Origin of the sequence: Oceanobacillus sp. E9 (assembly GCF_001741975.1) — a bacterium.
GTDB classification, from domain to species: domain Bacteria; phylum Bacillota; class Bacilli; order Bacillales; family Amphibacillaceae; genus Oceanobacillus; species Oceanobacillus kimchii.
This window is the reverse complement of sequence record NZ_LSNA01000009.1, coordinates 214,068-239,188: the sequence shown is the minus strand read 5'-3', so window position 1 is coordinate 239,188 and position 25,121 is coordinate 214,068. Positions and strand designations below refer to the sequence as shown.

Annotated in this window: 22 protein-coding genes; 17 read left to right on the top strand and 5 right to left on the bottom strand. The window is 34.1% G+C overall.

The features are described from left to right. Nucleotide 1 precedes the first annotated feature (1 nt). Together AQ616_RS17320 and AQ616_RS17315 are read left to right on the top strand one after the other, a co-directional pair. The gene (locus AQ616_RS17320) at nucleotides 2-832 is read left to right on the top strand and encodes an ABC transporter permease (RefSeq protein WP_017795810.1); all 831 of its coding nucleotides are present in this window, start codon (nucleotides 2-4) and stop codon (nucleotides 830-832) included. Nucleotides 833-851: 19 nt separating this feature from the next. Then, nucleotides 852-1,616 (top strand): ABC transporter ATP-binding protein, encoded by a 765-nt coding sequence (locus AQ616_RS17315; RefSeq protein ID WP_069686405.1) that lies wholly within the window; start codon nucleotides 852-854, stop codon nucleotides 1,614-1,616. A gap of 176 nt (nucleotides 1,617-1,792) precedes the next feature. Here the strand turns inward: AQ616_RS17315 and AQ616_RS17310 are convergent, their stop codons facing one another. Next, entirely contained in the window at nucleotides 1,793-2,008 is a 216-nt protein-coding gene (locus AQ616_RS17310) for a hypothetical protein (protein WP_017795812.1), read from the bottom strand. Nucleotides 2,009-2,148: 140 nt separating this feature from the next. After that, nucleotides 2,149-3,558: a YfcC family protein gene (locus tag AQ616_RS17305; protein WP_069686404.1), complete on the bottom strand. Its 1,410-nt coding sequence runs from the start codon at nucleotides 3,556-3,558 to the stop codon at nucleotides 2,149-2,151. A 473-nt stretch (nucleotides 3,559-4,031) separates the two neighbouring features. Here AQ616_RS17305 and AQ616_RS17300 point away from each other — a divergent pair, with 473 nt between their 5' ends. The 14 genes from AQ616_RS17300 to AQ616_RS17245 all read left to right on the top strand — a co-directional run bounded on the left by AQ616_RS17300 (nucleotide 4,032) and on the right by AQ616_RS17245 (nucleotide 19,559). Next, nucleotides 4,032-5,585, top strand: a complete 1,554-nt coding sequence (locus AQ616_RS17300) for a spore germination protein (protein ID WP_017795814.1) — start codon at nucleotides 4,032-4,034, stop codon at nucleotides 5,583-5,585. Beyond that, nucleotides 5,585-6,697 carry a GerAB/ArcD/ProY family transporter gene (locus AQ616_RS17295; RefSeq protein ID WP_069686403.1) on the top strand — a complete coding sequence of 371 codons (1,113 nt, stop codon included), beginning with the start codon at nucleotides 5,585-5,587 and terminating at the stop codon, nucleotides 6,695-6,697. The genes AQ616_RS17300 and AQ616_RS17295 overlap by 1 nt, the downstream gene beginning before the upstream one ends. Beyond that, entirely contained in the window at nucleotides 6,694-7,848 is a 1,155-nt protein-coding gene (locus AQ616_RS17290; RefSeq protein WP_017795816.1) for a Ger(x)C family spore germination protein, read from the top strand. Before AQ616_RS17295 ends, AQ616_RS17290 begins: the two co-directional genes overlap by 4 nt. A 14-nt stretch (nucleotides 7,849-7,862) precedes the next feature. Beyond that, nucleotides 7,863-8,027, top strand: coding sequence for a hypothetical protein (locus AQ616_RS19700; RefSeq protein ID WP_168156660.1), 165 nt, complete (start codon nucleotides 7,863-7,865; stop codon nucleotides 8,025-8,027). Between the two features lie 43 nt (nucleotides 8,028-8,070). Next, a complete protein-coding gene (locus tag AQ616_RS17285) occupies nucleotides 8,071-9,519 on the top strand; it encodes an FMN-binding glutamate synthase family protein (protein WP_069686402.1) in 1,449 nt (482 codons plus the stop codon). A gap of 574 nt (nucleotides 9,520-10,093) precedes the next feature. After that, complete coding sequence (gene celB / locus AQ616_RS17280) at nucleotides 10,094-11,380, top strand: PTS cellobiose transporter subunit IIC (RefSeq protein WP_017795819.1); 1,287 nt, start codon at nucleotides 10,094-10,096, stop codon at nucleotides 11,378-11,380. Then, nucleotides 11,377-12,120 carry a carbohydrate deacetylase gene (locus tag AQ616_RS17275; RefSeq protein ID WP_017795820.1) on the top strand — a complete coding sequence of 248 codons (744 nt, stop codon included), beginning with the start codon at nucleotides 11,377-11,379 and terminating at the stop codon, nucleotides 12,118-12,120. Before celB ends, AQ616_RS17275 begins: the two co-directional genes overlap by 4 nt. 626 nt (nucleotides 12,121-12,746) lie before the next feature. Next, nucleotides 12,747-14,207: an Msr family ABC-F type ribosomal protection protein gene (locus AQ616_RS17270; protein WP_069686401.1), complete on the top strand. Its 1,461-nt coding sequence runs from the start codon at nucleotides 12,747-12,749 to the stop codon at nucleotides 14,205-14,207. Between the two features lie 24 nt (nucleotides 14,208-14,231). Then, nucleotides 14,232-14,387, top strand: coding sequence for a hypothetical protein (locus AQ616_RS19695; RefSeq protein WP_168156659.1), 156 nt, complete (start codon nucleotides 14,232-14,234; stop codon nucleotides 14,385-14,387). 350 nt (nucleotides 14,388-14,737) lie between these two features. Beyond that, complete coding sequence (locus AQ616_RS17265) at nucleotides 14,738-15,178, top strand: hypothetical protein (RefSeq protein ID WP_069686400.1); 441 nt, start codon at nucleotides 14,738-14,740, stop codon at nucleotides 15,176-15,178. Between the two features lie 202 nt (nucleotides 15,179-15,380). Further along, nucleotides 15,381-15,995 (top strand): anthranilate synthase component II, encoded by a 615-nt coding sequence (locus tag AQ616_RS17260; RefSeq protein ID WP_069686399.1) that lies wholly within the window; start codon nucleotides 15,381-15,383, stop codon nucleotides 15,993-15,995. After that, nucleotides 15,967-17,727: an aminodeoxychorismate synthase component I gene (gene pabB, locus AQ616_RS17255; RefSeq protein ID WP_069686398.1), complete on the top strand. Its 1,761-nt coding sequence runs from the start codon at nucleotides 15,967-15,969 to the stop codon at nucleotides 17,725-17,727. The genes AQ616_RS17260 and pabB overlap by 29 nt, the downstream gene beginning before the upstream one ends. A gap of 52 nt (nucleotides 17,728-17,779) precedes the next feature. Continuing rightward, nucleotides 17,780-18,292 (top strand): type 1 glutamine amidotransferase domain-containing protein, encoded by a 513-nt coding sequence (locus tag AQ616_RS17250; RefSeq protein WP_017795826.1) that lies wholly within the window; start codon nucleotides 17,780-17,782, stop codon nucleotides 18,290-18,292. Between the two features lie 313 nt (nucleotides 18,293-18,605). Next, nucleotides 18,606-19,559: a formylglycine-generating enzyme family protein gene (locus AQ616_RS17245; protein WP_069686397.1), complete on the top strand. Its 954-nt coding sequence runs from the start codon at nucleotides 18,606-18,608 to the stop codon at nucleotides 19,557-19,559. A gap of 267 nt (nucleotides 19,560-19,826) precedes the next feature. Here the strand turns inward: AQ616_RS17245 and AQ616_RS17240 are convergent, their stop codons facing one another. After that, entirely contained in the window at nucleotides 19,827-21,434 is a 1,608-nt protein-coding gene (locus tag AQ616_RS17240) for a BCCT family transporter (RefSeq protein WP_069686396.1), read from the bottom strand. A gap of 491 nt (nucleotides 21,435-21,925) precedes the next feature. Here AQ616_RS17240 and AQ616_RS17235 point away from each other — a divergent pair, with 491 nt between their 5' ends. Beyond that, the gene (locus tag AQ616_RS17235; protein WP_069686395.1) at nucleotides 21,926-23,143 is read left to right on the top strand and encodes a M20/M25/M40 family metallo-hydrolase; all 1,218 of its coding nucleotides are present in this window, start codon (nucleotides 21,926-21,928) and stop codon (nucleotides 23,141-23,143) included. A gap of 400 nt (nucleotides 23,144-23,543) precedes the next feature. On the opposite strand, the gene AQ616_RS17230 is transcribed toward AQ616_RS17235, so the two are convergent. Further along, nucleotides 23,544-24,314 (bottom strand): alpha/beta hydrolase, encoded by a 771-nt coding sequence (locus AQ616_RS17230; protein WP_017795830.1) that lies wholly within the window; start codon nucleotides 24,312-24,314, stop codon nucleotides 23,544-23,546. After that, nucleotides 24,307-25,119, bottom strand: coding sequence for an ABC transporter ATP-binding protein (locus tag AQ616_RS17225; protein WP_069686394.1), 813 nt, complete (start codon nucleotides 25,117-25,119; stop codon nucleotides 24,307-24,309). Before AQ616_RS17225 ends, AQ616_RS17230 begins: the two co-directional genes overlap by 8 nt. Between the last annotated feature and the right edge of the window lie 2 nt (nucleotides 25,120-25,121).

The window sequence follows — 25,121 nt, the reverse complement described above, 5'->3', positions numbered from 1 at the left end:
CTTGTCTAAGGTGTCTGAAGAAGTTATTAATTGGGATAAAAATAAGTTTAAGAGAAACAAATCATTTTTGTCATATGAAGTAATTTGGATGGGAAGTATTATTCCTATTTTGCTATTAATTGTCTGGGAAGTGTTAAGTAGATTTGGTTACTTTCCTACGTATTTATTACCTGCACCAACGACAGTTGTTGGTACGATCATCAATCTTGCTGAAGATGGATCTTTATGGGGGCATGTAGGTATTACCTTATATAGAGTATTTGCTGGATTTTTTCTAGGTACTGCTGCCGCTCTTATGCTCGGTGGACTCGTAGGTTTGTATAGAAAAGCAGAATTGTTATTTGATCCATTAATACAAGCTTTTCGGGCTATTCCTTCTTTAGCTTGGGTTCCGTTATTTATTCTGTGGATGGGAATTGGTGAAGTTTCTAAAATTACCATGATTAGTGTCGGCGTCTTCTTTCCAGTGTATTTAAATATCATAAGTGGTATCACAGGCGTTGATCGAAAGTTGATTGAAGTTGGTAAAATGAATCGATTGTCTACCTTTCAACTTGTCCGAAGAATTATATTACCCGCATCGTTACCTTCTTTTCTTACAGGTCTTCGAAGTGGGTTAGGACTTGGATGGATGTTTGTTGTAGCTGCTGAATTAATGGGCGCAAGTCAAGGTTTAGGATATTTATTGATTGCAGGTCAAAACACACTATCTCCTGAAACGATTTTAGCTAGTATATTGTTATTTGCATTCATTGGAAAAGGTACAGACTGGATTTTGAAAAAACTAGAAAGTCGAACATTACATTGGCAAGATCGAATCGTAAAGTCTTAAAAATAAAGGAGGATGGGTCGTGAGTTTGGAACTAAAAGAAGTAAGTCGAACTTTTAATGGTACCCCTGCAATAAATAATATATCGTTTCGAACAAAATCCGGAGAAATTGTAGGACTACTCGGAACAAGTGGCTGTGGAAAAAGTACCATTTTACGTTCAATTGCTGGGTTGGATACCAGGTACTATGGAGAAATTACCATTAACCAAAAACGAACAAAGGGAATACAAGCATCGATAGGTTATATATTTCAAGAGCCGAGGTTATTACCATGGTTAAATGTTATGGAAAATGTAACATTTGGATTAACAGGTAAAAAAATAAATAAAAAGCAACGAGGTTTAGATTATTTGAAAAGTGTTGGACTCTCTCAAAAGGAGAAACTTTATCCAAAGCAACTTTCAGGTGGTATGGCTCAACGTGTAGCAATAGCTCGAGCTCTAGTCACTTCTCCAGAGATTCTATTACTAGATGAACCTTTTAGTGCATTAGACGCATTTACGAAAATGCAATTACAAGATTTATTATTGTCTATATGGAGTAAGTATCAAACAACAATGGTACTGGTGACTCACGATATTGATGAAGCTCTGTTTTTATGTGATAGAATACTAATTTTACGTGGACAGCCTGGAACGGTGTCTGCAGAAATTGTATTGGAACAATCAAAACCTAGATTAAGAGGCAGTCAAGAGATGGCAACTTTAAAGGCAGAAATTTTGGAAATCCTTCAACTTGAACGTGGAGAAGAAAAGAGTATACAAGAAAAAAGATATACGGTGTAATAATTAATGTAGTGAACTGAAAAAATCGAAAAATCCATACGTGACTTTCTACGGGCGGTTGTCAGCTTACTCGTTTCTTTGTTTTTCCTCCCGTAGAGATTACGTATATCTTCAACATTCCTTTCGTTCTGTTCTAAGCTCAAAACTTGAGGTGTTTTTCGTTGTTTTGTTATTTTTTAATGATTTTCTATTTCATATCTTCCTGCCTCTATATCGGATTGCAATGAAGATAGATAATTTTTTAATTCTAAATCCTGGATACTGCCCAGTTCACTCCATTTGAAATTAAAAGGCTCTTCATCAATAAGCATGGCAAGCCAGATATCCCCGTTACTTCGGTAAGTAGCAATTAATTTGTACTTTGAAGTGTAGGGAGGAATCTTAAATGACATTCCTCATCATTCCTCGCTAATTAAGTTGTATATCTAATCTTATATCGGTAATTATTTAAGGATATCAACTAAATTGAATAAATAATTAGGTATTTACGCCTAATTATTTATTTGGGGATGAATATATTATAATGAATTCCTTACATAGGACCCCATTGAATGAGAACTCCTATTATCAAAGCTATTATTGCAATTACTAGCCAGACAAGAAATAGAGGGAAAACCCATTTTAACCATTTTGTATAAGGTACTTTAGCTACAGCAAGACTAGCCATTAGAATTCCTGACGTAGGAAAGATTAAATTAGTCAGCCCATCCCCAAATTGATACGATTGAACTGCAACTTGTCTAGTGACTCCAATCATATCAGCTAATGGAGTTAGAAGCGGCATTGCTATCATTGCTTGTCCACTACCTGAATTTACTAAAAAGTTAAGCAATGAATTTGAAATAAACATACCAATTGCTGAAAATACTGGTATTAAATTTTCAAGAGGTACTGATAATGCATATACAATTGTATCAATAATCATTGCTTCTTCTAATATAACAATAACTGACCTTGCTAACCCTACCACTAAGGCTCCGTAAATAAGGTTTTTAGCCCCATGTAAAAATGTTTCAGCTAGAGTATTATAATGCATTCCTGCAATAATTCCAGAACCAAGTGCAATAAATATAAAGAAGGCAGACATATGATTTATCGTCCACTCGAGTTGAATAGACCCATAAACGAAAAAGCTTAGACAAAGAGCCACAAAAATTAATATTAATTGATGCCTCTTCGTGAAAGAAGGATTTAAACTATCCGTCTCATTCGTTGCTTCATAAGTTCCTACTATACTTAACTCTGGGTTTTCTATGATTTTCTTTGCATATCGCCAAATGTAAGCAATCGTTAAAGAAAGCATCAAAATGAAAATAATTATTCTAAATAATAACCCAGAAAATATCGGAAGACCGGCAATATCTTGTGCTATACCCACAGTGTAAGGATTTAAAAATCCTACACTAAATCCAACAAAATTAGATCCAAATGTAATAGCTGCTGCAACAATTGGATCAAGCTTTAATGCTCTCGCAATTATTACTCCGACCATTACAAAAGCAATAACAGCATTTGCTACCGCACCAACTGCTCCAATGAGTGCAAAGATTGTAGATACTGATGCAATAAGCCAAAATTCATTTCCCCGAGTGAGTCGTACAGCTTGGTTAATTACACCCTTTAAAGCACCGGAACGTTCAATAATTTCAAACATTCCCCCAGTAAATAAGATCAAAAATATAATATCCGCAGACTCAACCATACCCGTTTGAATAGCATTAAAAAAATCTAAAAATCCTAATGAATTTCCATCCGTTGATTGATAAGTATCTGGTATAACTTTTTCAACACCATCAACGTTTTCTCTCTCAAAGCTACCTGAGGGAACAATATATGTTGCTATATAAGCTACTAATAACACTAAAAATAGAATGACATATGTATCGGGCATCACCCATCTTGACTTTCTTTTTTGTCGGGAAATATCTTGCTTGTCCTCCATATTCAACCTCCTTGTGGCTAATTACCCTATAAATGTAAAAAACAAAAATCAGAAAATATTGTAAATATATCTCACGATTATATCGTATTGATTAATAAATTCAATAAAAGGTAGGCAATATAGAACAAAATTATTAGTTAGCGATATGAATATGATTCTAAAGAAGGAATTTAATAATGGCATTTATTAATGAAGGATCCGATACATGTTACGAAAAACAATTGCCACAATTCAAAAAGGATGGGGGCAACTAAAAAAGATAAGTGGGGAATTACTGCGTAAATGTCCGATTCTATTCAAAGGTTTTTAGGTCATACCATTGTGGGACTAACATCTAAGTGGTCAAGAGCGAAAAGTCCACTAAATGAAGCTTCACTTTTTCTTTTTTACTTTTGTATATTTTATACAAACTAGAGAATAATTAACTGGTTATGTGGAATGGTAAAAAAAACTGTATGTTTGGAGGTATCATGTTGAGAAGGTCAATATTATCTAAATTAAAAAATATTCAATCAGATAACAAACGTGCTACTTCTATACAGGTATCTGCAAACACGAAATTATCGGTATCAAGTAAGGTAATTACTAACCTTCAAAATATAAAGGATACGATAGGTAATCCAGAAGATTTAAATTTACGTAATATTAAAATCGGTAAGATGAATACGAACTGTGGGATTGCCTATATTTCAGGAATAACCGATGAAATTCGTATTAATAATAATATTATTAAAAACCTTCAGCAAAATTTAAAAGATATTGACGTCGATCTAATAGAGAATATTAAGTTAGAGGTAATATCAATAACTTCTATTGAAGAATCTGAGAATATGGATAAGATTATTGATTATATTTTAGATGGACAGACTGTATTTTTTATTGATGGTGAAAAGAAGGCTTTAATCATCGGTTCTACCGGTGGTAAAGAACGCTCTGTGGAGCAGCCTCAATCTGAAACATTAATACATGGACCAAGAGATGGTTTTATAGAAAATTTAGAGGTGAATTTGTCTTTAATTCGAAAAGATATAAGAGATCCGAAATTACGTTTTAAAAGTTTTGAAATTGGATCTAGGTCAAAACAAAAGGTAATGCTTTGCTATATAGAGGATATAATTAATCCTAATATTCTAGAAGAAGTTACACGAAGACTTCAATCTATAGATACCGAATACGTAACGGATTCTGCACAAATTGAACAATGGATTGAGGATAGTTCACTATCTCCTTTTCCTCAAATGATAAGTTCAGAACGACCAGACAAAGCGTCATTTGAAATGTTGCATGGAAAATTTGTAATTTTGGTGGATGGCACTCCTTTTTCTATTATTGGACCTATTGTTTTAAATGATATTGTGAAATCAATGGAAGACTATAATCAACGTTGGATAACTGCTTCTTTGATACGTAGTTTGCGATTTATCGCATGTATAATTGCGTTATTTTTACCAGCGATCTACATCGCGTTGGTATCTTTTCATCCCGGGATGCTGCCTACATCTTTAGTTTTTTCTATAGCAGCTAGTAGAGAGGGAATGCCCTTTAATGCAGCTGTTGAAGTGTTGTTAATGGCAATGGTATTTGAGATGCTTCAAGAAGCTGCTATACGACTTCCAAGGGTAATTGGTCAAACCATCAGTATTGTAGGAGGTTTAGTAATTGGGGAATCAGCTGTAAATGCTGGAATTGCTAGTCCGATAATCGTTATTGTGACAGCGTTAACAGCTATTGCAAGCTTTTGTGTTCCCTATTATAGTGTAGCAATTAGTTTTCGCGCAATTCGCTTTGGAGTTATGTTAGCCTCAGCATTACTTGGATTGTATGGGCTGATATTATCGTTAATTGTAATGGTGATTCATATTACTAACCTAAAAAGTTTTGGAGTGCCATACAGTATTCCTCTTATGCCAATGGTGAAAAGAGATTTATCAGATACTATTATCCGTGCACCAATTACTGTTTTATCGAAGCGAGAGAATTTTTTGCAGAATAATTTACATCAATCTAAAAAAGGTCGGAAAAGTTAATGAAAACAGTGAACTATACGGATGGGAGAATTTCAAATAGAGCAATTGGTTTTTCGATTCCAAGTATGATTGTGGCTGTAGGGATCCTAACTTACCCACGTTTATTAGCAAGTAAGACAGAGGCAGCGGATGGATGGGTAACATTAATTATTGCTGGATTGATCTCAATTATAATTACTTGGTTGATTGCGAATATAGCATCCAAATTTCCTAATCAGTCATTTTTAGATTATGCATCTTTTTTGTTAAGCCGGCCTGTTGCAGTTGTTTTTTCGCTTTTATATATCATCATTTGTTGGTTTATTGTAGGGTATGAATTAGCGTTTATTGCGGATATATCACAACATTATCTTTTTGATAGAACTCCATCAGAATTTGTTATATTAGCATTCTTATTAGTTATTGTGTATGCAGTTTCTGGTGAAAGAAATGCAGTGTTTCGTATGTGTTTTGGATTTATATCCTTTTCGGTCATTGCAACTGTTGTGTTAGTAATTATGGCATTGCCCTTTGGTGATTTTATTCATCTATTACCGATTTTTACTACGGATTGGAAGACGTATATAAAAGAACTTCCAAACGGCATTTTATCATATACGGGAGCTTTTATTTTATTATTCTATATGAAATTAAATAGAGATCCAAAAAATGGTCCTAAAAGTGCCTCTGTGGGAATGTTAGTTGTAATAATACTATATGTTGCAATATATCTAAGTTGTATAGCTGTGTTAGGAAATGTTACGACAGCCAATACAATCTATCCATTAGTGGAGCTTGCCAACACAATTCATTCAGCAGGCCTTCTGGACCGTATTGAATCTTTATATTTTATTATATGGAACACTACCATATTTCTCACTTGTATCCTTGCATATGATGTTAGTGTCATGATAATTACAGATTTATTCCCTAAGGCTAATAAAAAATATGTGGCGTTTGGAGTATCCCCTATTGCATTTTTGTTATCCATACTACCGGCTAATTATTATCAACTCGGGTTATATGCAACAATTATAAGTTATTCATCCGTTATCGTGACAATTTTAACTATATTGTTCTTATATATTATGTATATTTTTAAACGCAAGAAAAAACAGGAGATAAAACCATGAAAAAGTTATTAGTCAGCATTATAATTACTTCTTTTCTTTTTTTAACAGGTTGTTGGGATAGTTTGGAATTAGAAGAGCGAGCGTTTTTATCTGGAATTGCGATTGATCTTCCTCATGACAATACAAACCAAACTTTAAATGTGACCGAACAAATTGTAGTTCCAAATGGGCTGATTACCTTACCAGCATCTAGTGGTACTGGAAAAGGTTTTCGAAATATTGTGGAGGAAGGAAGAACAATTTATGAAGTAGGAGATGCAATAGAAAAACAAGAGGATAGAAAATTAGATGGTAGCCATATAGAGATTGTAGTTATTTCTGATGAAGTTGTGAAAGAAGAATATCAATTAGCAGATGTTGTAGATGTATTTATGCGTGAAAAACGAATGAATAGAGAAGTGATACTTTCTATTGCGGAAGGATCTGCTGGGGAATTATTGTACATTGAACCACAAGATGTAAAATTGCCTTCTCAATATTTAACACAACTCATTATAGGAAATTACCGATCAGTTGGAGGAGATCCACAACGATTTGGAAATATGCAACAATACTTTATTAATAATCGTAGTTTTACGTTGCCCTTGTTAACTACGGAAGGGTCTTCAACCGGTATTGATTTGACGGGTCTAGCTGTTTTTAGTGGGGATAATTCTAAAATGATCGGAGCTTTAAAAGATGACAATCTAGAAGGTTATATGATTATACAACCTATGTATAATGGTTCAGTAACAACAAAATTAGATAATACCTATGCAACTTTTCATATTCCAGATGGAAAAACAAAGATAAAATTAAAAAATAAAGACCCTGAAAATCTTCACTTTGAATTTGAAACTTTTCTAGATGCTGAGTTAGTGGAAACTTTTTATTCGGAAGATTTTTTTGCACATAAAAACATGAAAAAATTGGAAAGTTCTTTAGAAACAAGAGTGAAGAGTTTAATTACAGGAACAATAGAGAAGGTTAGGGATGAGTATGAAACTGATATTTTAGGTCTTGCTGAACATCTGATAACCAAGGAGCCGAAGATTTGGAAACAAGTTAAAGATGATTGGGACTATGGAGAAAATTATTTCAAGGATGTGGAAATTACGTTATCAGTAAATATTGATATTAAAGAACCGGGAAATTCAGTGGATACGGATTAGGAGGGATTGGTTTGATGGATTTTATCACAGACAGGTTAAATAATATTGCGTTGATATGCTTCTTACTATCTATAGCAGTTCCAATAACTATAAATTATATTAATTTCAAGTACCATCAATTAACCGACCCGAAATGGAAAAAAGAAGAGGATGAGCAATCAAAATCAAACCAACAGTAATATGTCTTTATTAGCTGAATAAAGAAAGGAAATGAATAGAACAATGATAGACATAATCATTTTAATATTGCTATGTATCGTAATTTTAGGGTTTCTATTCACGCTTTTGAATTGGCGTAAAATAATTAAAAAAATGACAAAAAAATATGGTTCCATTATTATGTCTGATAAATATCAAGAAAATCTGATTGAAATGTTGGCTGGTTTTAAACATATGGGAATTCAAACTACATTTGAGAATAATCTGAGGTCAGAGTTTGGAAAGATTTTGCATCGTCCATTGGGATCTACAAGACAATGGCCGCACTTTGAAAGCATTACGTTTATACCAGCTCAAGCGGCGAAATTCCCAACGGATCACGATGTAGCGGTAGATATTTCAGTAACAATTGGACCAAAAGCAAAAAAACCACTTGAAATTAATGCTCCCTTTATGATTAGTGGAATGGCATATGGAATTGCGTTAGCTAAGAATGTACGTCTTGCTTTAATGGACGCTGCGAATAACGTAGGAATTGCAATAAATTCTGGAGAAGGTGGAATTTTAGACGAAGAGATAGACAGTGCAGATAAATACATATTGCAGTTTGGAAAGGCAAGATGGTCAAAAGATGAAAAATTGCTTAAAAAGGCAGATATGATAGAAATAAAATTCGGACAAGGAGCATTACTTGGAATGGGAGATGTAATCATTCCAAGGGATTTACAAGGACATGCAAGGAAAGTTATGGGGTTAGAAGACGATGAAGACGCGGTGATTCATAACAATTTCTTTGAAAATCAGACGATGAAAGACCTAAAAGATTTAGTACAAGAGCTTCGACGAATTAGTGGAGGGGTACCTATTGGAGCTAAAGTTGGAGCAGGAGGTAAGATAGAAGATGATATTGACACTCTATTAGAACTCGATGTTGATTTTATAGCAATAGATGGTGGTCAAGCAGCTACGTATGGGGCTGCTCCAATTTTAACAGATGATTTCGGTATTCCCACTTTGCATGCTTTAATAAGAGCAGTTAACCATTTAGAAAAATTAAATAAAAAAAGTGAAATCAGTCTTATCATTTCTGGAGGAATGTTTACACCTGGAGAGTACTTGAAGGCAATAGCATTGGGTGCGGATGCAGTTTATCTAGGTTCTGTATTATTATTTACAGTTGCTCATAAACAAGTTCTAGATGCAGTACCATTTGAACCGCCTACTCAAGTGGTGTGGAGTGATGGAAAGTATAAAGATAAATTTGTGCGAGAAGAAGGAGCAAAAAATGCTACCAATTATCTTAAGTCAACTATCGAAGAATTAGAAGTCGCTATTCGTGCTATGGGGAAGAAAAAATTATCAGATGTTACTAAGGAAGATCTGGTATCTTATGAGAAAAATACTGCTGAAGCAGCTGGGGTTCCATTTACTACACATCCTTATTCAGAAGGCAAAGTAAGTCACCCATCCCTCAAAAAAGAAAAGAAGAAGGATCCTCTAATAGAATTGTAATTAAAGCTTTCTCTACAATTAAGCAGAGAAAGCTTTTAGTTTAGTCAAATTGTCCCTTAGTAATATTTCAAACAAAGCTACCCCGATGCCAATTAATTTTATTTATTCTGGGATTAAATAGCTCTGCCTTACTCAGAATTTATATTTCATAGAGAAGTATATTAACCGTAACAATAACTAGTTTAATATCTTTTCACCTTCATTCATTTCATTGTCATCCACTAACTTTAAATTAGAAATACATTTTGAATACCTTCTTCCTTATATACTTAAATTATTTATTACAGAATACGCTTAAATGGTGTTTTTGTATGTTTTTCTATCATGAATTTTAAAAGATAGATCAACTGTTCTTAAGAGATTTATATTAGTTTTAAAGGTAATTAGTAGAGAAATATACATTTATTTTTAATGTAAAAATTTATTGTTGTTCTAACTATTTGTAAAGAATACTGTTTTTATAAGAACAGAAATTTAAGAATTCTTGTAGCTGTGATTTCATATGCTTAGAGTATACAAGCTTTTGAGAACCATCAAACACTGGATAATCTTTTTCAAAAAAGGGGGTTTTTTGGTGACCAAGTTTCAAACATTTATGGAAAAGTATTTCATGCCAGTGGCGGGAAAACTTGCGGAGCAGCGGCATCTTAAGGCAATCCGTGATGGTATTATAGCAGTTATGCCATTATTGATTATCGGAAGTATTTTTTTAATTATTTCTTCTCCACCAATTAAATCGTGGGCTGAATTTATGTCGCAATATGCTCCAACATTAAGTATTCCGGTTAATGCAACATTTGGTTTGTTAGGATTAGTCGCAGTATTTTCCATCGCTTATAGCTTGGCTAAGAGTTATGAGATAGATGGATTATCTGCCGGTGTACTTGCATTATCAGCATTTTTTGTAGCTACGCCATTAACTGAGGATGGGAATATACCATTGAATTTAATGGGAAGTGAAGGGCTGTTTATTGCGATTGTTTTAGCTATTTTTACGGTAGAGGTGTTTCGTTTTTTTAATCGAAGGAAGTTAGTAATAAGAATGCCTGACACCGTTCCCCCATCTGTATGGAGAGCGTTTACAGCATTAATTCCCGGTGCAGTTATTATTACTATTGTATTTGGAGTAGATGTGTTACTTACACATTGGTGGGATTTATCTTTACATGATATAGTTGCGACAGTATTAAGACAACCATTAGAAATGCTTGGTGCTAGTTTTTGGGGCGCGATGGTAGCAATAATATTAATTCATTTATTATGGGCATTTGGAATTCATGGTATATCGGTTGTCGCAAGTGTGATGGCTCCAATTTGGTATAGTCTTACCGAACAAAATGTAGCTGCTCATCAAGCAGGTGAAGAATTGCCGCATATTATTGGCCAACCATTTATGGCTATCTGGTGGGCAGTCGGTGGGTCGGGGATGGTTTTAGCACTTACATTATTATTTTTGTTATTCTCTAAATCAAGACATTTAAAAAATGTTGGAAGAGGATCAATTGGTGCCAGCATTTTTAATATTAGTGAACCGACAATATTTGGAGCGCCTGTGGTAATGAATCCGATATTAATGGTTCCTTTTATACTTGCTCCATTGACTGTTGGAATTATTACTTACGTTTCGATGGCGATTGGTCTTGTTGGAAAACCGTATGTAATTGTACCATGGACAACTCCAGCACCGTTTTCTGGGCTTCTTACGACAGGGGAATTCAGTGGGCTTGTTTTAATGATTATTAATATTATTGTTGCGATGGTAATTTATTATCCTTTCTTTAAGATGTATGATCGACAGTTATTAAAAGAAGAAACTGCAGATGCTACAGATAATATAAAGGAAGAAGGAAAAAGTGAATGAGTAGAAAGAAGTTAATTGTGAATGCAGATGATTTTGGATTGTCACCAGGAGTTACGATGGGAATTTTGTATGCACATCAGTTTGGGATTGTATCAAGTACTACAACAATGGTGAATACCGTGTTTGCAAAAGATAGCATTCAACTTGCTAGAAATTTTCCAGATTTAGGTGTTGGCTTACATGTAGTGTTAGATAGAGGTAAGCCAATTTCTTTAACTGTACCAAGTTTAATTGATAGGAAGGGAAACTTTTTAAAAGGGGAAGAGTTGTTAGAGAGTGCTGAAAAGAAAGATGTAAAAGAAGAGATTATTTGTCAGTTAGAGCGATTACTTTCATGGTATCCAAAGGTCACACATTTAGATAGTCATCATCATGTTCATACACATATTTCCACTGTTGCAGAAGCTATAGAAGAAGTAGCTAAAGAATATCGGTTACCGATAAGAACGTTAGATGGATTTACAATTGGCGATATTTTAACACCAAGTAAATTTATTGGAGGATTTTACGGTGAAGGAGAAGTCAGTGCAACATCGTTAATAAATCTTTTAAATAATATAAAAGAAGATGAAGTAACCGAATTGATGTGCCATCCAGGTTTTCTAGACAATTGGCTAATGGACCAATCTAGTTATCAACAACTTCGGGTACAGGAACTAGAAACACTTATTAATCAAGAAGTAAAAAATTCAATATTTTCGAATGATATAGAATGTACTCATTATGGGTGTTTTTTATGATTCGTGATATTGACGATAATAAATTGTATCGCTATAATTAACTTAATATCACGATGTACGGAAGGAGAATTAATAAAGATGAATTCAATTAGATTACGTTCCCCAAAGATTTTGAACAAATAACTGAATATGTTCAAGCTCTACCTGTTTTTTAGGAGAGTAAATGGGAGTAATCTGTCTTATACGAATAAATCGTCTTAAATTAGTTTCTCAATGATTGAGGGGATGGTACATTACAAAAGGGTTTGGTCAAAAGACGGATGATAGCTAGAATAAGCGTCAGAAATATACGAAGTCTCCAGAGGGCGTATCATAGTTGGAAACCCACCCCGTAATGCGGAGCATTCGGATGCTCACCAGCTGTAGCTGGATAAGCTGGTATATTTCTGAAACGGGATTATTTATCTTTTGCGTAATTACTTATGTCCACGCCCCCTTATCTATAGTTTTTCTCATTTACGAAAACACAGGTAGAGTACCTGTGTTTTTTTGTATAGGAGGATAAATATGTATATGCTATTGTTCTTTTAATTCATACGAGCTTGTCATTATTAATCATTTAATCAAGCTCGTATCGATATAGCTAGCTATCGATACGAAGTAATATTATTCGGAGGTAGCTATCAATGGAAAGAATTTGTTTTGAATTAGAAAATATTGAATTGACCTATTTAGATAAAGAAATTTTAAAAATTAACCGACTAGCCATTCATCAATTTGATCGTATTGGTATTGTTGGAAAAAATGGATCGGGAAAGAGTAGCTTATTGAAGTTACTTGCAGGAAAAATAGATCCAAATAAAGGCATCGTTCACCAACACGCAAGTTATGCCTATTTCGAGCAAATGGAAGCCCCAGATAAAACTTTAACAGGAAATGAAGATCCTGCTTTGTTAGGAAAACTACATGTTCCATCTCAATTGGATTCAATAAGTGGAGGAGAACAAACTCGGTTGAAATTAACGCAACTTTTCTCAGAGTATCGAGAAGCTTTATTTATTGATGAGCCAACAACACATTTAGATCAAGACGGAGTTGCATTTATTCAATCTGAACTAGAATTTTATTATGGAGCTTTAGTATTAGTAAGCCATGATCGTGCCTTATTAAATAAATTAGTATCTACGATTTGGGAAATTCGCGATGGCTGTGTTTTTGTTTACGCAGGCAATTATAATGAATATGAAAAACAGAAGCAGCTTGAGTTAGAGCAAAAACAGGAAGCTCATCATCAATTTGTGAAGGAAAAATCCCGTCTAGAAAAAGCTGCAGATCAAAAGCGTTCAAAGGCTAATAAAATGATGAAAGGTGAAAAAGCAAATACCCGCTCCAAAGAAGGAGTTAACCGGATGTTCGCGACAAAATCAAAAGATGCGACGCAAAAAGCGATACAAAAAAGTGCAAAAGCTATTGAAAAACGAATAGATCAATTAGAGGAAATTGCGGCCCCTGAATCAAGTCGCCCAATTAACTTCTATAAGTCAAAAGCACTTGAATTGCACAATAAATTCCCTATTATAGGTGACCAATTAACTTTGCAGGTAGGGGATAAAGTTTTATTAGAAAAAGCAAGATTTCAATTTCCGCTTGGCGAAAATATTGCAATTACTGGAGAAAATGGAACAGGAAAAAGTTCATTACTGCAACACATTGTACAACGTGGAGACGCATTGGATATTTCACCTAAAGTAACATTTGGTTATTTTCAACAACTGAGTTATCAGCGGAATATTAATGAGACAGTGCTTGAATTTTTGCAAAAGCGAACAGAATATGAGGAAGGATTTTTAAGAAGTATTCTTCATTCTATGTATTTCTCGGGAAATGATTTAAGGAAAAAGTTGAATCAATTAAGTGGAGGAGAGTCGATTCGACTGCAATTAAGCTATTTGTTCCTAGGAGAATTTCATGTACTAATATTAGACGAACCAACGAATTTCTTAGATATACCAACCATCCAAGCTCTAGAGAATTTCTTCCACTCATACCCCGGGACAATCGTATTTGTTTCGCATGATCAAACATTTATTAATCATGTTGCTACGAAGAAATTTGTTATTAATAACAAGAAGTTATATGAAGTATAATAGAATTGGGAGAGGTTGAAGTTTATGAAAATCATATTCCAAAATAGATTTTCAACCAAGACAGAGCTTTATGTGATGAAAGGATTCAACCGATTATTGTTAAATAAGTGTGAATCGATTAAACGAATTATTCATGAAATCGAACAAGATATAGAAGCAACAAATAACCGAAAACTTTAAATGTAACTCACAAAAAACTGCCTATTAGGCAGTTTTTTGTACATAGGTATATCATTATTAAGTTCTAAAAAAGAAACTGTCTTTTACTATGGAATTTGTTTAATTAGGAAATGAATTGAAAAGAAGTTTTTTGCCATTTAGAAATTTCGTTTAACAATTAGAATGGGAGTTGTATATGACATAAAAGTTAAAGCAGAAGCGAAACTTTTGGATAAGCTAGTGATGGAGTTGAATTAGTAAAGAAGTTTAATATAGAAAAAAGTATAGGGTATTTGATATCATAGTCCACTAGTGAGTAGTTATGAAAAATTTAAAGAACGACATGAATTGCATCATGAGGAGAGAAGCACATGAAAAAATGGATGATTAGTATTATTATGTTGTTAACAATTGGGGTTGTAATTGCTAAAGTGAACAGTCCTGAAGTAACGTTTGCACATGTATTACCAGAAGAAATGAATGATTCAACAGAAATAAAGGAAATTACGATTTATGAGATTAAACCTTCTGGAAAACCACGAGAAATTGTTTTATCTGATAAACAAGATATTGATAAACTACTCCAAGTATCAAAAAATATGAAGTTGAAACAGACAGACGAATATGCCCATAGTGGTTATCTACTTCTATTAAGTGATGAAAATCAAACATATACTATTACAGTAAATGATGACGGGATTTTGGATATGGATACACATGATAATCACTATACAATTAAAGGAGAAAATGACTTATTAAAAATAATTAAATCATTTGAGGATAAGTGGGAGCCAGTTCAAGAAGAAGAATAATAATGCTGATCAAAATTACTTACTAACATTAAATAGATAAAACTACTATAAAAAAGTCTCTTTAAATAACTCTTTCAAACCCAATCTCTATGTTATTATTCTGTTGATTTATTGTCTTTTAACAATGTTATTTATAACTGCTAAGATGAAGTCTATGCTATAGTTAAGAGGAAATTTGAGATTGAAGCTATAGGAGAAAAAAATGCTATTAATTATAGATAACTACGATTCTTTTACATATAATCTTGTACATTATTTGGAGAAATTTTCAATTGAGTTAATGGTAATAAAAAATGACCAAACAACAATAAAAGAAATTATTGAATTAGATCCTGAATATATCTTGCTATCACCGGGTCCTCATAATCCAGATCAGGCAGGGATTACCTTAGATGTGATTAAGTTTTTTCATGATAAAGTACCAATATTAGGAGTTTGTCTTGGACATCAGGCAATTGGACAAGCATTTGGTGCGAATATTATAAAAACTAAACCGATGCATGGAAAACGCTCAATTATATTTCATGATGCTAAAACGATATTTATGGATATACCCTATCCTTATTTAGTAACACGGTACCACTCATTAGTAATTGAACGTGCTTCATTACCTGAAGAATTAGTAATCACATCTGAATCAGAAGATGGGGAGATAATGGGAGTTCGACACACCACTTTCCCAATAGAAGGTGTTCAATTCCATCCAGAGTCTATTTGGACAGAATATGGTGAAAAATTACTCCTTAATTTCATTACTCATTATGCTAATTATAAGGAGCGTAGAAACGATGCAACAGACAGGAAAATTGATATTTGATTTTGCATTTGATGAACAAAAAAAGAAAAGATTAGTTTTTCTAGATCCAGTTGATATGATTGTCGCGAATGCGAAATCTGAAGTTATTTCTGCTATGGAAAAAATTGAAACCTATACAAATCAAGGCTATTATGCAGGTGGGTATATATCTTATGAAGCAGGAGAAGGATTTGATAATAATTTAAAAACTTCGGACGACTTTGAACTTCCTTTAATTATGATGGGGATCTATAAACAACCTTTAGAAAAATCAATAGATGAACAGGAGTGTCCACAAACATCCGAGCTATTTGATTGGGAGATGTCTACTTCTAAAAAAAATTATCTAAAACATGTATCAACCATCAAAAATTCTATAGCCCAAGGTGATACATACCAAGTTAACTATACAGTGCGTTTACATTCCAACGATGTAGTTTGTGATCATAATTTATATGAAAAATTAAGTAAAGCTCAAAAAGCAAATTACTGCGCCCACTTACAGCTGGGTAGATATAACATTGTATCAGCATCTCCTGAGTTATTTTTTCAATTAAAGAATGACAAGATACTCACGAAACCGATGAAAGGTACGATAAAGCGTGGAAAATCCATTGAAGAGGACATTCGGAATAAGCAATTGCTATCGGAGTCGATAAAAGATCAAGCTGAAAATTTAATGATTGTAGATCTATTAAGAAATGATATCTCTAAAATTGCAAAAAAAGGTACTGTAAATGTACCAAAGCTATTTAATATCGAGAGTTATCCTACTGTATTTCAAATGACATCTACGGTTTCTGCAGAAATTGAAGAAAATGTCGGGATTATAGATATATTTAAAGCATTATTTCCATGTGGATCGATAACAGGTGCACCGAAGCAAAGTACGATGCAGATTATTCAAGAACTCGAAAACAGTCCGAGAGAAGTTTATTGCGGAAGTATTGGATATATTACACCGAATCAAGAGGCGCTCTTTAATGTAGCTATACGTACTGCGTTAATTGATACAGAACAAAACACAATGTCTTATGGTGTTGGTGGTGGAATTACTTGGGATTCTGATCCAGAAGCTGAATATCTAGAGGCTTGGGCAAAGGCGGAAATACTCAAATCTCTTAACGAGACTAATATTGAATTGTTAGAGACAATGAAATATGAAAATGGCCACTTTTTTTTAATAAATAATCACTTGAATCGATTAAATAAATCAGCTGAATATTTTAATTTCTCAATTTCTATAAAAGAAATTGAACAAAAATTATATGAGTATGCAGAAGAAAATTTAAATCAAAAACAAGCGTATAGAGTTCGATTATTAGCCAATAAACGCGGTGAAATTAAAATTAATTCCACAATTATTCCAGTGATAAATGAAAAAACAAATTACTCATTTCAACTTGCCGCAAGTCCAATAAATAAGAAGAACCCATATTACTACCATAAGACAACATTTCGTAAGATGTATGAAAAATTTCGAGAAGAATTAGGAAATGCGTTTGATATCTTACTTTGGAATGATAAAGAAGAGCTAACGGAATTTACAATGGGAAATCTCGTTGTAAAAGTGGAAGGAGAATATTGGACACCTCCTATAAAGTCTGGTTTACTTGCTGGTACTTTTCGTCAACAGCTAATTGATGAGAAGAAAATCAAGGAAAGAATCATATCTAAGTCGGAATTAGAAAGTGTTGACGAAATTTGGTTTATAAATAGTGTGCGAGGTTGGATGCAGATGTTTCAACAGTAAAAATTCGGGTACACTACTCATAGATGCTTAATAATGAAAGGATGAGTTAAACATGAGTAAACACATTGCAGTATTAGTCACAGATATGGTAGAAGAAATCGAATTAACTGATCCAGTTAAAGCTTATAAAGAAGCGGGTCATACGGTAGATATTATTAGTAATGAAGGAAATAAAACGATTAATGGTAAAAATGGAGATAAAATCGAAGCGGACAAAGGTATTAACGATGTAGATCCATCTTCTTATGATGCATTATTAGTACCAGGTGGATTCTCTCCGGACTTACTTCGTATTGATCCTAAAAATGGAGAATTTGCAAAAGCATTTATGAAAGACAATAAACCAGTATTCGCGATTTGTCATGGACCTCAATTCTTAGTGGAAACGGACTTACTGAAAGGTAAAACATTAACTAGCTTTGTTTCCGTGAGAAAAGACCTTGAAAACGCTGGTGCGACAGTTAAAGATGAAGAAGTAGTCGTTGATGGTAATCTTGTAACAAGCAGAACACCGGATGACTTACCAGCATTCAACCGCGAATCACTAAAATTGCTTGAAAAATAATAATAATAATTAGGAAAGGGGCTGGATATAACTAGCCTCTTTTATTTTGAGAGATAAGAAAGTATAGAATTTGGACTTCATATTTTTTGTAGACAGAATCGACAAAGTCCAGGTCCAGCTCCGACTCAATTAATACTTGTAATTTTGTCCTTGAGTTTCTGTATCGGTTAGATGTATTGAAATTCATATGAATTAACAAATGAATACAACAATCCCAATTATGAAAACGTTATAATTGAGTTAAAGAATAAGTTACAGAATTTGAAAGGTTATTATAACGATCATAACTAGTTTTCATAATGGAGGTATATTCATGAAAAAGAAAAGCTGTTGTGTACCAAATAGATCACAGCAACCAAAAAAAACAACTGAAATTAGTGGGATTAAACCAACGGATAATCATTCTTTCCTTGAAAATATGGTAGAGATTAAAGGTGGGGAATTTTTGATGGGAACTCAAGAAAGTGATGGTTTTCCTGAAGATGGAGAAGGCCCTGTCAGACCTGTATCCATAGGTTCATTTTTAATGGATTCCATCACTGTAACGAATAGACAATTTCAAGATTTCATTGAGGCTACCGGATATCTTACGGATGCAGAACGTTATGGTTGGTCTTTTGTATTTTTTCAATTTTTAAGTCAGGATGTGTTGGAGTCTGCGACAGAGAGAGTAGCCCAAACTCCTTGGTGGATAGTCGTAAAAGGTGCAGATTGGGCGCATCCAGAAGGTCCGGATTCATCTATTGACAATCGCATGTCCCATCCAGTAGTCCATGTGTCATGGAATGATGCAAATGCGTATTGTAAGTGGGCTGGAAAAAGATTACCAACAGAAGCTGAATGGGAAATGGCAGCTAGGGGTGGATTAGAACAAAAGCTATATCCATGGGGAAATGAACTTGTTCCAGATGGGGTTCATATGTGCAATATTTGGCAAGGTACCTTTCCAACGCATAATACATTGGATGATGGATATTTAGGCACTGCACCTGCAAAATCATTCCCAGCTAATTTATATGGACTATTTAATATGGCGGGTAATGTTTGGGAGTGGTGTTCTGATTGGTTTACCAATGTTCCTTCCAACCGCGGTGGAGAAGATAATCCGGTAGGTCCGAATACAGGGACAAGTAAGGTCATACGTGGAGGATCATATCTCTGTCATAAAGGTTATTGTAATCGCTATCGTGTTGCTGCTCGCTCAGCAAACACGCCAGATAGTTCCACTGGAAATATGGGATTTAGATGTGTGAGTAATATGAAATAAAGAAAGAGTGTTTTATATAGGGATAGACACTACTTACCAAACAGTTATGTTAGATAGGCTATTCGGAAGGTCCGGAAACGAAATATTATTGAAGGGTATGATGCTGGAGGTATGAAAGAATAAGGAGTGAATGCATCGAATCAAGCACAATTTAGTGTGAATTTTCATCATAAAAATTATAGAGAACCATGACAATGCCGATTATACTTTACCTAGATGGTAAGGGATATAGGAAGTTGAAAAAAATAAAGAACCCGGAGTAAGCTGCTATTCTCCGGGTTCTTTATTTTTTTCTTTTCGATTTTGATTTCTTTCAACATCAACAATGATGGCAGAGGTTGATTTTGAATGTTTTGTTTGATTTAAATCGTATGTTGAAGCTTTTATAAATGACCAAGCTAACAGTATCATAATAAACATGACGGGAAAACCAGCGACAATACTAGCAGTTTGTAGTGTCTCAAGTCCGCCTATAAACATAAGTGTCATCGGTAATATCATTAATGTAAATGCCCAGAATAAACGATGCCATCTTAGAGGTTCACCTTTCGTTACTTGTTTTTGTGCTACTGCAGCTAGAATGTAGGATGCAGAGTCAAATGTCGTAGCTAAGAAGACAATGGCTAGAACCGTAAATACTGGTATCACTAACCAAGCTAATGGTAATTGATCAAGAATAGCAATAATGGCTGCCGGTGCACTATATTCATTAATGTAACTAATAACATCAAATGAGCCGGAAAGCTGAAGGTATAAGCCATAGTTACCTAGAACACCAAAGAACAGTACACAACCTAACGTTCCATAGATTAATGTCCCTAAAATCATTTCTTTAATGGTTCGACCTCGAGATATTCTTGCTACAAACAAACCGACAAATGGTGCATAAACTAGCCACCATGCCCAGTAAAAGACGGTCCAGCTTTCAGGGAAATTTGTTCCTTCAATTCCGGGAATGTTAGCTTGTGGTTCTAGCCATGTTGCCATAGAGAAGAAGTTATTAACAATTACACCAAGGCTTGTAAATGTCATTTCACTAATAAAAAGAGTTGGGCCAAATATAAAGACAAAAGCTAGAATGAAAATGGTCAGCCAAAGATTTAAATCACTTAGCCTTTTAATCCCTTTATTAATCCCTGAGAAAGAACTAATTGCAAAAATAGCTGTACATATAATCATGATAATTGCTTGTAAAAATAAAGTAACAGGAATTCCTGTTAAATGATTAATTCCTTCAGCAATCATCGGTGTCCCTAAGGCTAATGTCGTTCCTGCACCACCTAAAAGACCGAAGATAAATAGTATATCAATGATTACTCCAAGGGGACCGTCCGCATATTTACCAATTACAGGTCTTGAAGCCTCACTGATTTTCAATACAGGTTTTTTTCGAACATAATAGAAATATGCGATAGGTAAAGCTGGTAGTGTGTACAATGCCCAAGCTATTGGCCCCCAGTGGAATATACCATAGGATGCAGCCCAATTAATCGCTTCTTCTGATTCGGGAGTAATTCTAAATGGCGGACCTTGATAGTAAAATGCCCACTCAATCATTGCCCAGTACAAAATACTAGAGCCTATACCTGCAGAGAAAAGCATCGCAGCCCAAGAAAAGGTACCAAATTCTTTCTTTACATCTCTTCCACCCAGTTTAATTCTTCCGTTTTTACTGAATGCAACGTATAAGATAAATATCAGAGCTCCCATTCCTAAAATCAGATACAATATACCGAAGTTTCCTGTTACAAAAGTATTTGCAGAATTAATTACTTCTGATCCAGCTTCTGGAAATAGAATTAATGGAATGACAACGGTGAGTAATATAAGTAATGCTCCAATAAATGTTGGCCAATCTATTAAACGTTTGTTCATTATTTACCTCATTTCTATGGCTTCATTATTTTTTTACTGGCAACTAACTTGTGTCCTTCACTAATTAAAAAACATTATTTACGATACCAAAACGCTAATTTTTTAACAAATAGCAAAAATAAGGATAATTACATCTCAGTAGAAAAATGTCTTTATTTGACGAACAATATATTATTATTCCATATTATTTCTTTTAAAAGCTTTTATTTGCTAATCTTTACAAAAAAAGATTGTTTGGATATTCCTTCGAGATTAACAATGAGATGATTTAAGGACAATCCTGTTTTGTTAGGATTAGTTTTGATTAAACTTGTGATTTTTATGAGTCAGAGTAGTATTTTGTTTCAAAAATATGAGCAGTGAATTAACTCCGTGCGATAAATTAGAAAATTATCATATGTTAAAACGTTCCATAAACTATAAATTTCCGTTATGCTAGTTATAGAAGCTAATATCATAATAAATGCTAAATATAATAGGAGGCTTGCAGGATGGAAGAAGTGTTTGAGCGTTTGCTGGAAAAGCAAGAAATAAAACGCACATTAGAGTTCATTCATCAAGATGAAAAACTAACATTAAAGGAGCAAATTCAATTAACGGAAATACCAGCGCCGCCTTTTAAAGAACAAAAGAGGGCTATAAAATTTCAAGAAATGCTAATTCAACATGGGCTTGAACATGTACATATCGATGAAGAAGGAAATGTTTTTGGAATAAGAAAAGGAACAGGTAATGGTCCGAGATTAGTAATTTCTGCACATCTAGATACGGTATTTCCAGAAGGCACGGATACGAGAGTAAGTGAAAAAGAGGGTAAATTCTTTGCTCCGGGAATCGGTGATGATACGAGAGGATTGGCTGAAGTACTTTCAATTGTTAGAGCATTAACCCAAAGTAATATAAATACAATTGGGGATATTATCATTGGAGGCACAGTTGGTGAAGAAGGGGCAGGAGATTTAAGAGGGGTAAAAGCCTATTTTAATAAAAATAAAGCGGATGGATATATTTCAATCGACGGACCAAACTTAGAGGCGATTACGTATCTTGGGACAGGAAGTTATCGCTATGAAATTACCTATTCAGGTTCAGGAGGCCATAGTTTTGCAGATTTTGGAACCCCAAGTGCCACGCATGCGCTAGGGAGAGCGATTGCTGAAATATCCAATATTGTAACTACTTCCGACCCGAAAACAACATTCTCTGTTGGCCCGATAACTGGTGGTTCTTCAGTCAATGCAATATCTGAAACCGCATCTATGCAAGTTGATTTACGATCTAATTCGAAATCAGAACTCGATCGATTAGACGAAAAGTTCCAGGAAATTGTAAAAGAAGCATGTGAAGCTGAAAATCGTCGTTGGGAAAGCAATACATTAACGGTAGATATACATCGATTTGGCAATAGACCACCTGCTCAACAAAGTGAGGATCTTCCGATTGTTTGTGCATTACAAGAAGCAATCATAGCTGTCGGGAAAACACCTGTATTATCTGGACCAAGTAGTACAGATGCTAATTATCCAATGAGTATAGGGATTCCTTCAATTACTTCTGGTACTGGCGGACAGGCTGGAGGAGCACATACATTACAAGAATGGTATGATCCGAAAGATGGCTATCTAGCAGTACAAAAAAATTTCTTACTTATTCTTGGCCTTGTAGGTATTAAAGATGAAATCAAGCCTATTTTAAAACTACTTTCATAATCGGAATGTTTGGTATATAGACGCACTCTATTCACTAAAATTCGTGTTTTTTGCATGTGCTCTGGTTTATAAATGCACTACGCACTAATAATTCTTCGATTTCTTTAGTATTTATGATATTTTAAGTACTGGTGTTCTAATCAGGCTGGCACCGTTCTTCCATTACAATTAAAATCAAGTTTTCCTGTAATTCAAACATAAAAAATTTAATTTCACTAACTATTCGTTTACCAGATAAAACCTGGCACTCAAGAGATTCACTGAATAAAATAAAATCCGAACTTTAATCTGAAAAATGAGAGACTAAAGTTCGGATATAATTATCTGTGCAACTAACATTCAGAGGGAGAAAACGAAAATCCCCTTTGAACAAAGTTTTACTATATGAATTTAACGAGTGTTATATACTAGCAAATCGAATTGCCCTACTCATAATAGTAGGTACAACAGAAGCATGATTTTCATCTGGAGCGATATATAGTTTACAGTCATAGTTATATTGCTGAAAGAGTTGTTGAAGATGTTTTGCATCCTCTACCATAAATCCTTCTTTTTCGCCGACAAATAGTTGTCTTCGTTGCGCACGATTATTTTGTACATCTAATGTTTTTTCTATATAACTTATCAGTTCATAGTCATTCCACCAAATAGAGGGACTACAAGCTAAATACGTATCAAATAAGCTTGGGGAATGCACACTCGCATACAGCGTAAAGTATCCACCGAGTGAGTGGCCAAACAGTGTTCGTTTTTCTTGGTTTATAAAGAAATGTTTATTCATTTCCGGAAATAATTCGTGATCGATAAATTTCAAAAATTGCTCAGCACCTCCATAGATGTCTGGTATCTTTCCTTTCATTCTATCCGGAAAAACAACTTGATCTGATAATGCGGTAAAATCTCGAAAACGCTTATTCCTTCTATCTTCATCCTGATGAGCGATTCCAATAACAATACTTGGATGCACCCCTGTTTTTGTATGGCGGATATGTTGTAATCGAACAACGTCAGCTGCTAGTTGAAAATGAGAACTTCCATCCAAAACGAAAATTGCTGGAAACCCATTCTCAGGAACAGGACAGTCTGGTGTATATATTTCTAAATTGTAAGTATCATTAGCAAATGAAGAGTAAAGAGAGATTTTATTTTCAATGATGTTAATTTCACTCATTATAAATCTCCTTTTTAATCTGACATTCATAGCCAAAGCAAACAGGACTATTTGTTTGAGGATCTTTAAAAATTCTAGCTTCTATTTGGAAAACTTTTTGTAATACGGAAGGATGTATGATCTCATCTGGACTACCAATTTGAATGATTTCTCCATCCTTCATAGCAATAATGTTGTCAGAAAACCTAGCTGCATGATTGATATCGTGCAATACCATAACTACAGTGCACTGTTTTTCTTGATTTAATTGTTTTACAATTTGTAGCACTTCTAATTGGTGAGCCATATCTAAATAAGTAGTAGGTTCATCAAGTAATAGTATATTTGTTTCCTGTGCTAAGGTCATTGCTAACCATACTCTTTGGCGCTGTCCCCCGGATAATTGTGCTATTTCTTCATTACGGTATTCGGTTGTTTTAGTAACTTCCATTGCCCATTCAATCATTAATTGATCCTGTTTTGTTAATGTGTTTTTGTTTTTACGGTGCGGGTAACGACCATATGAAATTAATTCTTCTACTTTTATTGCTCCTGGAGCTGAAGGTGACTGAGATAGTATTGCTAACTTTTTAGCTATCTCTTTAGTAGAAAGGTTCTTCATATTTTGGTCATATAAAAGGATGTCACCAAATTTATGTTTTAAAACTCTGCCAACGGTTTTTAAAAGTGTGGATTTTCCACAACCATTGGGACCAATTATCGTTGTTATTTTGCCTTCTTCAATTTCAAGTGAAAGGTCAGAAATAATCGTTTTCTTACTATACCCAGTAGTTACTTGATCAATTTGAATTGTGTTTTTTGACATAA